The sequence below is a fragment of the Enterobacter hormaechei subsp. hoffmannii genome (genome assembly GCF_001729745.1).
GTDB lineage: Bacteria > Pseudomonadota > Gammaproteobacteria > Enterobacterales > Enterobacteriaceae > Enterobacter > Enterobacter intestinihominis.
On sequence record NZ_CP017186.1, the window covers coordinates 4,420,925 to 4,434,323 of the forward strand.

14 protein-coding genes are annotated in these 13,399 nt (G+C 55.8%); 6 read left to right on the top strand and 8 right to left on the bottom strand.

The window, feature by feature from the left end; genetic code table 11:
• Positions 1 to 121: 121 nt before the first annotated feature.
• Complete coding sequence (gene zapB, locus BFV65_RS20865) at positions 122 to 361, bottom strand: septal ring assembly protein ZapB (protein WP_022649799.1); 240 nt, start codon at positions 359 to 361, stop codon at positions 122 to 124.
• 400 nt (positions 362 to 761) lie between these two features.
• On the opposite strand from zapB, the gene BFV65_RS20870 reads away from it, so the two are divergent.
• The 4 genes from BFV65_RS20870 to fpr all read left to right on the top strand — a co-directional run bounded on the left by BFV65_RS20870 (position 762) and on the right by fpr (position 5,127).
• On the top strand, positions 762 to 1,607 hold the full coding sequence (locus BFV65_RS20870) for an MIP/aquaporin family protein (protein ID WP_022649800.1): 846 nt from the start codon (positions 762 to 764) through the stop codon (positions 1,605 to 1,607).
• Between the two features lie 21 nt (positions 1,608 to 1,628).
• Positions 1,629 to 3,137, top strand: coding sequence for a glycerol kinase GlpK (glpK, locus tag BFV65_RS20875; protein ID WP_022649801.1), 1,509 nt, complete (start codon positions 1,629 to 1,631; stop codon positions 3,135 to 3,137).
• Positions 3,138 to 3,273: 136 nt separating this feature from the next.
• Positions 3,274 to 4,284, top strand: a complete 1,011-nt coding sequence (glpX, locus tag BFV65_RS20880; RefSeq protein WP_069597056.1) for a class II fructose-bisphosphatase — start codon at positions 3,274 to 3,276, stop codon at positions 4,282 to 4,284.
• A gap of 96 nt (positions 4,285 to 4,380) precedes the next feature.
• Positions 4,381 to 5,127 (top strand): ferredoxin--NADP(+) reductase, encoded by a 747-nt coding sequence (gene fpr / locus BFV65_RS20885; RefSeq protein WP_022649803.1) that lies wholly within the window; start codon positions 4,381 to 4,383, stop codon positions 5,125 to 5,127.
• Here the strand turns inward: fpr and BFV65_RS20890 are convergent, their stop codons facing one another.
• Positions 5,128 to 5,547 (bottom strand): DUF805 domain-containing protein, encoded by a 420-nt coding sequence (locus BFV65_RS20890; protein ID WP_022649804.1) that lies wholly within the window; start codon positions 5,545 to 5,547, stop codon positions 5,128 to 5,130. It abuts the gene before it with no gap.
• Between the two features lie 112 nt (positions 5,548 to 5,659).
• On the opposite strand from BFV65_RS20890, the gene BFV65_RS20895 reads away from it, so the two are divergent.
• Together BFV65_RS20895 and tpiA are read left to right on the top strand one after the other, a co-directional pair.
• Positions 5,660 to 6,256 carry a DUF1454 family protein gene (locus tag BFV65_RS20895; protein WP_022649805.1) on the top strand — a complete coding sequence of 199 codons (597 nt, stop codon included), beginning with the start codon at positions 5,660 to 5,662 and terminating at the stop codon, positions 6,254 to 6,256.
• A gap of 111 nt (positions 6,257 to 6,367) precedes the next feature.
• Entirely contained in the window at positions 6,368 to 7,135 is a 768-nt protein-coding gene (gene tpiA / locus BFV65_RS20900) for a triose-phosphate isomerase (RefSeq protein WP_003862019.1), read from the top strand.
• Between the two features lie 47 nt (positions 7,136 to 7,182).
• On the opposite strand, the gene BFV65_RS20905 is transcribed toward tpiA, so the two are convergent.
• The 6 genes from BFV65_RS20905 to cpxP all read right to left on the bottom strand — a co-directional run bounded on the left by BFV65_RS20905 (position 7,183) and on the right by cpxP (position 13,305).
• Complete coding sequence (locus BFV65_RS20905; protein ID WP_032103451.1) at positions 7,183 to 8,487, bottom strand: SLC13 family permease; 1,305 nt, start codon at positions 8,485 to 8,487, stop codon at positions 7,183 to 7,185.
• 73 nt (positions 8,488 to 8,560) lie between these two features.
• The gene (locus tag BFV65_RS20910; RefSeq protein WP_069597057.1) at positions 8,561 to 9,304 is read right to left on the bottom strand and encodes a CDP-diacylglycerol diphosphatase; all 744 of its coding nucleotides are present in this window, start codon (positions 9,302 to 9,304) and stop codon (positions 8,561 to 8,563) included.
• Between the two features lie 111 nt (positions 9,305 to 9,415).
• Positions 9,416 to 10,405 (bottom strand): sulfate ABC transporter substrate-binding protein, encoded by a 990-nt coding sequence (locus BFV65_RS20915; RefSeq protein WP_023298902.1) that lies wholly within the window; start codon positions 10,403 to 10,405, stop codon positions 9,416 to 9,418.
• 208 nt (positions 10,406 to 10,613) lie between these two features.
• The gene (gene pfkA / locus BFV65_RS20920) at positions 10,614 to 11,576 is read right to left on the bottom strand and encodes a 6-phosphofructokinase (protein ID WP_003862009.1); all 963 of its coding nucleotides are present in this window, start codon (positions 11,574 to 11,576) and stop codon (positions 10,614 to 10,616) included.
• A 184-nt stretch (positions 11,577 to 11,760) separates the two neighbouring features.
• A complete protein-coding gene (gene fieF / locus BFV65_RS20925) occupies positions 11,761 to 12,645 on the bottom strand; it encodes a CDF family cation-efflux transporter FieF (RefSeq protein ID WP_023298903.1) in 885 nt (294 codons plus the stop codon).
• Between the two features lie 153 nt (positions 12,646 to 12,798).
• Positions 12,799 to 13,305: a cell-envelope stress modulator CpxP gene (gene cpxP / locus BFV65_RS20930; protein ID WP_023305089.1), complete on the bottom strand. Its 507-nt coding sequence runs from the start codon at positions 13,303 to 13,305 to the stop codon at positions 12,799 to 12,801.
• Between the last annotated feature and the right edge of the window lie 94 nt (positions 13,306 to 13,399).

The following is a 13,399-nucleotide window of genomic DNA, read 5'->3' on the forward strand; positions in this document are numbered from 1 at the left end:
AAGTAGCGTTAAGGCCGCCTCAGGCGGCCTTTTTTATGGTTTGATATCGGTTAGCGAAAACCATAAAAAAGCCGGGTGGCGGCTTCGCCTTACCCGGCCTAATCAGTTAACCCCACCGGAATTAAACTTCTTCCATACGTCCCAGCAGTGCCTGCAGGCGATCCTGCCAGCCGTTCTGCTGTTCGCGCAGCTGGTTGTTTTCGCGCTCCAGTTCTTCACGGCTGTGCTGAGCATTCTGAACTTCCTGGGACAGGGAGTTGTTTTTCTCTTTCAGCTCTTCAATTTCCATCTGCAGCAGGGTGATGGTGTCGATCGCCTGCTGTACTTTCGATTCCAGTTTCTCAAACACTTCTAAAGACATGATGCTACCTCTCCTGAATTGCAAGGCGACGCTTTAACGTAAACGCGCACGACATATACCGTCGATTGTATGGAGCGCGGCGCTCTGTGTCCAGCGACACACCGCGCAGATCGCGGTTTGCAACACTTTTAGGTCTGGTCCTGGTGCGTTCGCGGCATATACCCCTAAATTGTTAACTCTTTAGTTAATGAAATGATTCAGCTCACATTATACCTTTGATGCAAAAACGCGCTTTATGGCGCGAAAACGCTCATTTTATTGACACAGACCACACATTTTGATTTCGATATTTCTCGTTTGTGCTCGTTAACGATAAATTAACACTATGTCTACAGGGCATCGTGGCTGTCACGGGCGGTCACGCAAACAATAAACATTACTCTTTTGCAGGATTCCGATTATGAGTCAGACATCAACCTTAAAAGGCCAGTGCATTGCCGAGTTCCTGGGTACCGGGTTGTTGATATTCTTCGGAGTAGGCTGTGTCGCTGCACTGAAAGTGGCGGGTGCCAGTTTTGGTCAGTGGGAAATCAGTATTATCTGGGGTCTGGGCGTGGCGATGGCCATCTACCTGACCGCAGGGGTTTCCGGCGCACATCTTAACCCGGCGGTGACCATCGCGTTGTGGCTATTCGCGTGCTTTGACGGACGCAAAGTTGTCCCTTTCATCATTTCACAATTTGCCGGCGCCTTTTGCGCAGCGGCGTTAGTTTACGGGCTTTATTACAATCTTTTCACCGACTTCGAACAGACGCATCATATGGTGCGTGGCAGTGTCGAAAGTCTGGATCTGGCAGGCATTTTCTCAACGTATCCGAATCCGCATATTAATTTTGTGCAGGCGTTCGCAGTTGAAATGGTGATTACCGCTATTCTGATGGGCGTCATAATGGCGCTGGGCGACGACGGAAACGGCATTCCGCGCGGCCCGCTGGCACCACTTTTGATTGGCCTTCTGATTGCGGTAATTGGCGCATCAATGGGTCCGCTGACCGGCTTTGCGATGAATCCGGCGCGTGACCTGGGTCCAAAAACCTTCGCCTTCTTTGCAGGATGGGGCGATGTCGCCTTTACCGGCGGCAAAGACATTCCTTACTTCCTGGTTCCGCTGTTCGGGCCAATCGTAGGGGCGGCGCTGGGCGCATTCGGCTATCGCAAATTAATTGGTCGCCACTTACCGTGCGACACCTGTGTGGAAGAGGAAAAAGAGTCGACTTCCACCACACAACAAAAAGCTTCGCTGTAATCTGACTACGGGACACATACCATGACCGAAAAAAAATATATCGTTGCGCTCGACCAGGGCACTACCAGCTCCCGCGCTGTCGTAATGGATCATGACGCGAACATTGTCAGCGTGTCTCAACGCGAATTTGAGCAAATCTATCCGCGTCCAGGCTGGGTTGAACACGACCCGATGGAGATCTGGGCGTCACAAAGCTCCACGCTGGTGGAAGTGCTGGCGAAAGCCGACATCAGTTCTGACGAGATTGCCGCTATCGGTATCACCAACCAGCGTGAAACCACCGTTGTCTGGGAGCGCGAAACCGGTAAGCCCATCTACAACGCCATTGTCTGGCAGTGCCGCCGCACCTCAGAGATCTGCGAAAAACTGAAGCGCGACGGAATGGAAGAGTACGTGCGCAGTACAACCGGTCTGGTCATTGACCCGTATTTCTCCGGCACCAAAGTGAAGTGGATCCTCGATCACGTGGAAGGTTCACGCGAACGTGCACGACGCGGCGAGCTGCTGTTTGGCACCGTCGATACCTGGCTTATCTGGAAGATGACTCAGGGACGCGTTCACGTCACCGACTACACCAACGCCTCGCGCACCATGCTGTTCAACATCAACACTCTGGAGTGGGATGACAAGATGCTGGACGCGCTGGACATTCCGCGTGCGATGCTGCCAGACGTGCGCAAATCTTCAGAAGTATACGGCCAGACCAACATCGGCGGTAAAGGCGGCACCCGTATTCCTATCGCCGGTATTGCCGGTGACCAGCAGGCGGCGCTGTTCGGCCAGCTGTGCGTCAAGGAAGGGATGGCGAAGAACACTTACGGCACCGGCTGCTTTATGCTCATGAACACCGGCGAGAAAGCGGTGAAATCAGAAAACGGTCTGCTGACCACCATCGCCTGCGGCCCACGCGGTGAAGTGAACTATGCCCTGGAAGGGGCGGTATTCATGGCGGGCGCCTCCATTCAGTGGCTGCGCGACGAGATGAAGCTGATCAGCGATGCGTTTGACTCCGAATACTTCGCGACCAAAGTGAAAGACACCAACGGCGTATACGTGGTGCCAGCGTTTACCGGTCTGGGCGCACCGTACTGGGATCCGTACGCCCGCGGCGCGATTTTCGGCCTGACGCGCGGTGTGAACTCAAACCACATTATTCGTGCGACCCTGGAATCCATCGCCTACCAGACGCGCGACGTGCTGGAAGCGATGCAGGCGGACTCCGGCATTCGTCTGCACGCCCTGCGCGTGGACGGCGGTGCGGTAGCCAACAACTTCCTGATGCAGTTCCAGTCCGACATTCTGGGTACCCGCGTTGAACGTCCTGAGGTGCGAGAAGTAACGGCGCTGGGCGCGGCGTATCTGGCAGGTCTGGCGGTTGGCTTCTGGCAAAACCTTGACGAGCTTCAGGAAAAAGCGGTGATCGAACGCGAATTCCGTCCAGGCATCGAAACCACCGAGCGCAACTACCGCTACAGCGGCTGGAAGAAAGCGGTGAAACGTGCCCTGGCATGGGAAGAGCACGACGAGTAAGACAGACTCACCCCTCACCCTAACCCTCTCCCCTTTGGGGAGAGGGCCGGGGTGAGGGGCTCAGACCGCACCACCCCTCCCCCTCCCCACTCTGTGATAAACTTCGTGCAATTCCTTTTGATTGTACGAGTACCTCATGAAACGTGAACTTGCTATCGAGTTTTCCCGCGTCACCGAAGCTGCCGCCCTCGCAGGCTACAAGTGGCTGGGCCGTGGCGACAAAAATACCGCAGACGGCGCAGCCGTCCACGCCATGCGCATTGTGCTTAATCAGGTCAATATCGATGGCACTATCGTCATTGGCGAAGGCGAAATCGACGAAGCCCCGATGCTCTACATCGGTGAAAAAGTCGGGACGGGCAAAGGCGATGCGGTGGATATCGCGGTCGACCCGATCGAAGGCACGCGCATGACGGCGATGGGCCAGGCCAACGCGCTGGCGGTGCTGGCGGTGGGCGATAAGGGCTGCTTCCTCAACGCGCCAGATATGTACATGGAAAAGCTGATTGTCGGTCCTGGTGCTAAAGGCGCTATCGACCTTAGCCTGCCGCTGGATGCCAACCTGCGCAATATCGCAGCGGCGCTGGGTAAACCGCTCAACGAACTCACCGTGACCATCCTGGCGAAACCGCGCCACGACACCACCATCGCTTATCTGCAAGCACTCGGCGTGCGCGTATTTGCCATTCCTGATGGCGACGTTGCCGCCTCTATTCTGACCTGCATGCCGGACAGCGAGGTCGACGTGCTTTACGGCATCGGCGGCGCGCCGGAAGGTGTGGTCTCTGCGGCAGTGATCCGCGCGCTGGACGGCGATATGCAGGCGCGTCTGCTGCCACGCCATGAGGTCAAAGGCGACAGCGACGAGAACCTTCGCATTGGTGAAGACGAACTGGCGCGCTGTGCGGCGATGGGCATCGAGGCCTATAAAGTGCTCGCGCTGAACGAGATGGCTCGCAGCGATAACGTGGTCTTCTCCGCAACCGGCATCACCAAAGGCGATCTGCTGGATGGCATCACCCGCAAGGGAAACATGGCCACCACTGAAACCCTGCTGATCCGCGGCAAATCCCGCACCATTCGCCGCATTCAGTCCATTCATTATCTCGACCGCAAAGACCCGGACGTACAGACGCACATTCTGTAAAACCGTTTGATCGATAGAGCTTTCCGGCCCGAATGGGCTGGAAATGTTTCCCACAAGTACGGAAGATAGAAGAGAGAAACAGCACAGGAGAAGATCATGGCGGACTGGGTAACAGGTAAAGTCACAAAGGTACAGTTCTGGACCGATGCGCTATTTAGCCTCACGCTGCACGCTCCCGTTCATCCGTTTACCGCCGGGCAGTTTGCCAAGCTCGGGCTGGATATCGACGGTGAACGCGTACAGCGCGCCTACTCTTACGTTAACGCGCCTGATAACCCGGATCTCGAGTTCTACCTGGTCACCGTTCCGGACGGTAAGCTCAGCCCGCGCCTCGCCGCGCTGAAGCCGGGCGATGAGGTGCAGATTGTCTCCGACGCGGCGGGGTTCTTCGTGCTGGATGAAATCCCCGACTGTGACACGCTCTGGATGCTGGCGACCGGCACGGCCATCGGCCCGTATCTCTCTATCCTGGAGTACGGCAAAGATCTGGAGCGCTTTAAGAATATCGTGCTGGTCCACGCCGCGCGCTACGCCGCAGACCTGAGCTATTTGCCGCAGATGCAGGCGCTGGAACAGCGATATGGCGGGAAGTTAAAAATTCAGACGGTGGTCAGCCGCGAAACCGCAGCTGGCTCGTTAACCGGCCGCGTTCCGGCGTTGATTGAAAGCGGCGCGCTGGAAGAGGCGGTGGGTTTACCGATGAATACCGAAACCAGCCATGTGATGCTGTGCGGTAATCCGCAGATGGTGCGCGATACGCAGCAACTGCTGAAGGATACCCGGCAGATGACGAAACACCTTCGCCGCCGACCGGGCCATATGACCGCCGAACACTACTGGTGATCAGCGGTACTTCACCTCAAGGGTATCTTTTCCGTATTTGTTCTCGCTCTGGGTGCCGATAAACGCGCCCAGTTCGACAACCATCATCACAAAGATAACCGTCGGCAGCAGTCTGCCCACCACCCACGGGAGGATGGAGGGCAGCATTGACCAGTTTCCCGCCACCAGCATCCACGCCAGAATAATCAGAAAAGCCCAAGCGCCGGAGCGACCGCGATCGTGCAGACGTTTCACCACCACGGCGGCGGTTGGCCACAGTAAACAGACCAGCGCAAAAGCCGCAGTTTGCGTGCTCAGCCAGGCGTTATAGGCAACAAAAAACAGAAGCAGCATGGCGACAACCCACGCTGCCATCCAGATCCAGAAGTCACGGCGTCCAATACGCCCTTTGAATGAAAACAACCACTGCTGTATGGTCATGTAAGGTTCCTTATTATTGTTTAGCCCGCATTTTACCCTGGAGTTGTGACCTTTTGACAAGCCGACCAGATATCGTTTTAATCATGGGCAATGACGGCCAGGGGCAAAGTTGATGAAAAGTTCGGCACACTCTCTTTATTTGTGTTTAGCGATGCTGAGCGCCAGTTTTTCTCTGCACGCCGCGGAACCGGCTTCCCCGGTCACCGCCCCCTACCTTCTGGCGGGCGCCCCCTCTTTCGATCAATCTATCAGCCAGTTCCGCGAAGCCTTCAATAAAGAAAACCCCTCGCTTGCGCTGGGGGAGTTCCGTGCGATTGACGGTGCCCGCGATACGCCAACCCTGACCCGCGCTGCCAGCAAAATTAACGAGAATCTATATGCTTCCACTGCCCTTGAGCGCGGAACGTTAAAAATCAAAAGCATGCAGATCACCTGGCTGCCGATTCAGGGCCCAGAGCAGAAAGCAGCGAAAGCGAAAGCGCTGGAGTATATGAGCGCTATTCTGCGCGCCTTTACCCCCACCTTCACGAAAGCGCAAAGCCAGCAAAAGCTGCAAAAACTGCTTACCGCCGGGAAAAACAAACGCTATTACGCCGATACGGAAGGTGCCGTTCGCTATGTTGTCGCAGATAACGGCGAAAAGGGGCTGACCTTCGCGGTTGAACCGATTAAGCTGGCCCTATCAGACGCACTCGAGGGGGCGAATTAATGACAAAAAGCAAAGCCTTTCGAGGGAAAATCTCTATACTGATTCACAGACCATGCTGCCCTTAAGGGTGGCCATATTCCTTAATTCGCTTATTGAGCGTGGAGAATTGAAATGCGACATCCTTTAGTGATGGGTAACTGGAAACTGAACGGCAGCCGCCACATGGTAAACGAACTGGTTGCTAACCTGCGTAAAGAGCTGGCTGGCGTGACCGGCTGCGCGGTTGCCATCGCTCCGCCGGATATGTACCTGGATCTGGCTAAACGTGCCGCTGACGGCAGCCACATCATTCTGGGCGCGCAGAACGTTGACGTTAACCTGTCTGGCGCGTTTACCGGTGAAACCTCCGCTGAAATGCTGAAAGACATCGGCGCGAAATACATCATCATCGGCCACTCTGAGCGTCGCACCTACCACAAAGAATCTGACGAGTTCATCGCGAAGAAATTCGCTGTGCTGAAAGAGCAGGGTCTGATCCCGGTTCTGTGCATCGGTGAAACCGAAGCAGAAAACGAAGCGGGTAAAACCGAAGAAGTGTGCGCACGTCAGATCGACGCTGTGCTGAAAACCCAGGGCGCGGCAGCGTTCGAAGGCGCGGTTATCGCTTACGAGCCAGTCTGGGCGATCGGTACCGGCAAATCTGCAACTCCAGCGCAGGCACAGGCGGTGCACAAGTTCATCCGTGACCACATTGCAAAAGCAGACGCGAAAGTGGCTGAGCAGGTCATCATCCAGTACGGCGGTTCCGTTAACGCATCAAACGCAGCTGAGCTGTTCACCCAGCCAGACATCGATGGCGCGCTGGTTGGCGGCGCATCCCTGAAAGCAGACGCTTTCGCGGTGATCGTTAAAGCGGCAGAAGCGGCTAAGCAGGCGTAATTGCCTTTGGGGCGGGTGGCGCTTCGCTAACCCGCCCTACAAAACCACTACAAACGTCCTAATACGCTAAACCACAAATAATCCAGCGGCAGCAGCACCAGATACGTCGCAATCGCCAGCGCCAGGCAGAGCAGCATCCCCGCCTTCGCAGGCACTTTCCCTAAGCCCATCGCCACCACAATCGGCGACGCCTGATACGGCAGCAGCGGCGTGGAATACCCCAGCACCTGAATCATGATCACCGACAGCAGCGGGAAGCCGGTCGCGTCGGAGAAGCTCTGCGCCAGCGTGGTGTACAGCGCCGGAACGCCGTTGGCGGTCATAATGAAGTTGAGCGCCGTGGTGATCCCCGTCAGCGCCAGGAAGCTGGTAAACGGGCGGTCTGCATCCAGCGGCATGATATGGAGCAACGCCTCGCCTACGGCCGCACCGATACCGGTCTGCGTCACCGTAATGGCCAGCCCGAGTATACCCGCGACGTAAATACAGGTGCGCATATTCACCCCCGCCGAGAACTCCTCGCCGGTGATAAATCCGATGCGCGGCAGCATAACGATGACCGAGGCCGCCAGCCCTGTCCACGCTGGGCCCACGCCGTGCCAGCTCTCCGTTACCCACATCGTCAACACCACCGCCAGCAGCCAGGCGAGTCGTTTTTCGTCACGCCCCATCGGTTCCGATGGCGCGAGATCCTTCGCCGGTTTTGGGTTGCCGGGAAACAGCCAGCAGATCAGGCCAATCAGAATCAGGCCTTTGAGAATACCCAGCACCGGCGTGTGCAGCAGCAGATACGGGACATAGTTGAGGTGGATGCCGTATGAGCCCTCCGCCGCGCCGCTCATCACCAGGTTTGGCACGTTAGCGGGCAAAATAGTGGCCGAGAGCTGGAAGGTGCCAAACCCGACCGCCAGCGCCAGGCCAAACCAGGCCCGCGAGCCATCAGGAATGCCGGCCCGCTTCGCCATCGCGGCGACAATCGGCATCAGCAGCGCAATACGTCCCATGTTCGACGGCATCACGAATGCCAGGGCATAGCTCAGCAGCACAACGCTTGCCACCATCAGCACCCAGGAGTCGGTAAGCTTTGCCGACAGCGCCCGGGCGGCCCTGTCCGCCAGGCCGGTTTTCCGAATCGCCACGCCCAGCACAAAGCCGCTGAACACCAGCCAGAAGGCAGACGAGGCGAAGCCGCCAAAGATCACTTCCGGCGGGGCGATTCTGGCGGTCATCGCCGCCGTAAAGAACAGCAGCGCGGTGATAAATTCCGGCAACAGCGACGTCGCCCACAGCACGATGGTGACGCCGACGATCAGCGAGGGAAGCAGCAGAGGATGCGTTAACCAGAGCGACATACCTGTCTCCTGTAGAATTTTTCAGCAAGTCTACGGCGACAGGCAGGGCGAGTAAATGCTATTTATGGTGGGGTCACTTCAGGATATCGCATTGATGATCCTGCAATTCCTCAGCCGACGCACGGTTAAAGATAAGCAGGTTACGCTCTGTCGCCAGCAGTACAAACGAGCCGTCTGACTGCTGCGCCATCGCCAGCGCGAAGCGTCCCATATGGTCGCGCGCTTCCGGCAGCTCTTCCGCCAGCATCATAAACGGGCTGCGCTGCACCAGTTCGTTCTCCGTCACCCGACGGGCAAGGTACTCATGCCCTTCCAGCCCGCCCGGAAGCGGTAGCCACTGGGTGCTGATTTGCCCCTGCGCCGCGTTCAGCTTCTCGCGCACGTCCGGGCGCAGGCAGGAGATGTGGATATGAAAATGGTTCTGCGTGCGTCCGGTCGGGGAGTTGATGGTCAGAGAAACAGCGCTGTCAGGCACGTCGGCTCCCCGTTTCATGCTCATAAAATGACGAGACTGCCATGCCAGCCAGAAGAAATTCGGCGTCTGAGGCTCAGTCAGCAGCGGGCTTTCGGTGCCGTTAATACGGTACGTGGGCATCAGCAGGTATTGCAGCGGTCCGTTGCGGTCCTTGAACACCACGTAGCCCGCATCTGGCTTCACCTGCGCACACGGTGCCGGGTTACGGTTATGCAGCTGGTTGGGCACACACTGGTCGAGAACGATATGACGCAACGCATTCGGATTACCCGCTTTCATCCAGTACACGCCGCCTGCGGCAAGGGCGATAACGATCAGAATCAGTAAGATAATTTTTTTCACAACGCGTTCCCTGTTTTCAATAGAGGCAAAAGAGTAACGCAAAATGATGACCAAATAAAAAACCCGGTGGATTTCTCACACCGGGTTACCGTGTCGTTCTTTGTAAAACGCTTAGCGCTTGCTGATCTGGTCGAAGGTGCCGCCGTTAGAGAAGTGCTCTTTTTGCGCTTTGGTCCAGCCGCCAAAAACATCATCGATAGTGAACAGCTTCAGTTTCGGGAAGGCGTTTTCGTATTTCTTCGCGACGGCCTCATCGCGCGGGCGGTAGAAGTTTTTCGCCGCAATTTCCTGCCCTTCCGGTGAGTAGAGGTACTTCAGGTAGGCTTCCGCCACCGCTTTGGTGCCCTTCTTATCAACAACCTTATCGACGACGGAGACGGTCGGCTCAGCCAGGATGGATTCGCTCGGGGTCACGATCTCGAATTTGTCTTTACCCAGCTCGTTGGTCGCCAGCAGGGCTTCGTTTTCCCAGGCAATCAGCACGTCGCCGATGCCGCGCTCGACGAAGGTGTTAGTTGCGCCGCGCGCGCCGGAGTCCAGCACTTCGACATTTTTAAACAGCGCTTTCACGAATTCCTGCGCTTTAGCCTGGTCACCGTTGTTGTGGTGCAGGGCGTAGCCCCAGGCCGCCAGGTAGTTCCAGCGTGCGCCGCCGGAGCTTTTCGGGTTCGGCGTGATGACAGACACGCCCGGCTTAATCAGGTCGTTCCAGTCTTTAATCTGTTTCGGGTTGCCTTTGCGCACCAGGAAGACAATGGTCGAGGTGTATGGCGCAGAGTTGTCCGGCAGGCGCTTGATCCAGTTTTTGTCGATACGGCCACGCTCCGCGATCGCGTCTACGTCATAAGCCAGCGCCAGGGTAACCACATCGGCTTCAATGCCGTTGATCACCGATGTCGCCTGCTTACCTGAACCGCCGTGAGACTGGCGAACCACCACGTTATCGCCGGTTTCCTGTTTCCAGTGCGCCGCAAAAGCTTTGTTGTACTGGTCGTACAGTTCACGCGTCGGATCGTACGACACGTTCAGTAACTGAATGTCCTTTGCCAGAACGCTGGTCGATGCCAGCAATAATGTTAACCCCACGCCCCATTTATTCATCGCCCGGCTCTCTTGTTTAGTGTTTTGATGAATGCAGCGTGCCAGAAAGCTAACCGATGATTAAAGAATAAAAAAAGATTGGCTATAACGTGGAGGAATAAAAAAAGGATGGGCACAAAAAAGCCGGGTGGCGGCTACGCCTTACCCGGCCTACGATCCGTGCTTTTGTAGGCCCGGTAAGCGCAGCGCCACCGGGCAACAGAGCCGATCAGTACAGTTTTTTCGCGCAGTCCAGCCAGTCACCTTTGAACGGACGCTTCATGTTTTCAATGGCGTCGATGATGTCATGGTGAACCAGTTTCTCGTTCTGAATACCGACGCAGCGGCCGCCGTGGCCCTGTAGCAGCAGCTCGATCGCGTACGCACCCATGCGGGACGCCAGGATACGGTCGTACGGGCCTGGGGAACCGCCACGCTGAATGTGACCCAGAACGGTCGCGCGGGTTTCGCGTTTGGTTTCGGTTTCGATGTACTTCGCCAGCTCGTCAACGTCACAGATGTGCTCGGTGATAGCAACGATGGCGTGTTTCTTACCTTTCGCGATGCCGGCTTTGATCTCTGCGACCAGATCTTCACGGCTGAACTCTACTTCCGGAACTACCACGAACTCACAGCCACCGGCAATGGCCGCCGCCAGGGTCAGGTCACCGCAGTAACGGCCCATCACTTCAACAATGGAAATACGCTGGTGAGAGGAAGAGGTGTCACGCAGGCGGTCAATCGCTTCCACAACGGTACCCAGCGCGGTGAAGTAACCGATGGTGTAATCAGTGCCTTTGATGTCGTTGTCGATAGTGCCAGGCAGGCCGATGCACGGGAAGCCCATTTCAGTCAGACGTTTTGCACCCATGTACGAGCCGTCGCCGCCGATAACCACCAGAGCATCAAGACCCCGTTTTTTCATGTTTTCGATAGCCACTTCACGGATGTGTTCGTCACGGAATTCCGGGAAGCGCGCGGAACCGAGGAAAGTACCGCCACGGTTGATCATGTCAGACACGCTGTAGCGGTCGAGCTGAACCATGCGGTCTTCATACAGACCCAGGTAACCGTCATAGATACCAAAAACTTCCAGACCTTCCGTCAGCGCTGCACGGACAACCCCACGGATTGCCGCGTTCATGCCCGGCGCATCACCGCCGCTTGTCAACACACCGATTTTCTTAATCATGACTACCTCTGAACTTAGGAATGCAAAATTGAAATCTGCTGCCGGAAGAAACTGTTCAACCGTCGAATACTGCAAATAGTATATCAATCCCTTCCAGCTGAATTGATTCAGGTCAGGCCATATGGTGGTAATTTATCCACAAAATGCTGGTCTGGCTCACTTTTTTACAACGAATTACGAAAGCTCAAAACGCCCTGGGGACGACAGAGCACGGATCCTGGTGAATAATGACGTCTGACCCAGGGAAACGCTGCAAAATCGCCTGCTCCACCTGTTCAGCGACCATATGCGCCTGAACCAGTGGCAGGTTGTCTTCCATTTCCAAATGAATCTGAATAAAGCGGGTCGGCCCTGACTGCCGCGTACGAAGATCGTGAGCACCACTGACGCCAGGCCAGTGGGTCACGATGGCATAAATTTCATCACGTTCTGCATCCGGAAGCGCACGGTCAAGAAGCGACTGTACCGCGTCATACCCCATCCGCAACGCGCTGTATAAAATATAGATCCCTATCCCTAACGCAAACAACGCATCGGCACGATGCCAGCCATACCAGGCCAGACCGAGCGCAATAAGAATAGCCCCATTCATCATAACATCAGACTGATAATGAAGCATATCGGCCCGTACAGCCTGGCTTTGTGTTTTGCGTACAACCCAGCGCTGGAACGTTACAAGAACAAGTGTGCTTATAAGTGCAACTACGGTTACGACCACACCAACGCCCGGATCGTTCATCGGAGAAGGCGAAATAAGATGCTGAATGCCGGTCAAAAACAGGAAAAGCGCGGAGCCAGAAATAAACATACTTTGTGCCAGCGCGGCCAGCGATTCCGCTTTGCCGTGGCCAAACGTATGCTCTTCATCTGCCGGTTGCAGCGAATAGCGCACCACCAGCAGGTTGGTCAGCGAGGCGGCAATATCCACAAGTGAATCCACCAGCGCCGCCAGAATACTAACCGACCCGGTGTACCACCACGCGAAAATTTTAATGATCAGCAAACACGACGCCGTCACCGTCGCGGCTATTGCGGCCCGGCTTACCAGCCGTCCATAGGATTGATTCATAAACACTCCTGTCATGCCATGGCGCTAGTATAACGGATGGCGGTGGAGTGAAAGGATGAATAAAGCGTTAACAACACTGAACGATGGGCAAAAAAAACCCCCACATCATGTGGGGGAAGACAGGGATGGTGTCTATGGCAAGGAAAACAGGGTTTACTGGTTACTACGGGTACTGCTATTGCTACTGAAAAGCGTCATATCTGAGCTTCGCTGCATCCGTGCAACCTCACGCAACTGGTTCATACGTTGCTGATGTTTGGTATTCAAAACCGCTTGCTGCTCGGGCGTTAGCAGGTGGAACATCTGGTTGCGAACCTTCGCCATTTCTACCTGGCGGGCAACCTGTTCCTGCGCCATTTTTTCTGCCTGAGCGCGTACAGCGCTTTCGTCAAAATTTTCTGCGGTGACAAGGCGATGCATTGTCTCCATTTCGCTAACATTAACAGGGGGCTGGTCGTGTCGTGCCCTCTGCATCAGATCTCGCATCTGTTGACGCTGATGTTCGGTTAAACTTATGCCGTCAAACATATGGCTTTGGCTGCTGTGCTGCGTTGCGCCCTCTGCTGAGGAACCGTTATCGCTGTTGATAGCTACAGCAGCCTGGCTAAACGCACAGAAGGCCAGCGTTGAGGCCATGACGGCAGCGGTAACTTTGCGCATCACTTGCTCCCAAAATCTTTCGTGTCGCGATTCAACGAGAGACAGTCTACGATTCAGGCTGCAAACATGCGTCAGGGGGTGTAAAACAACGTAA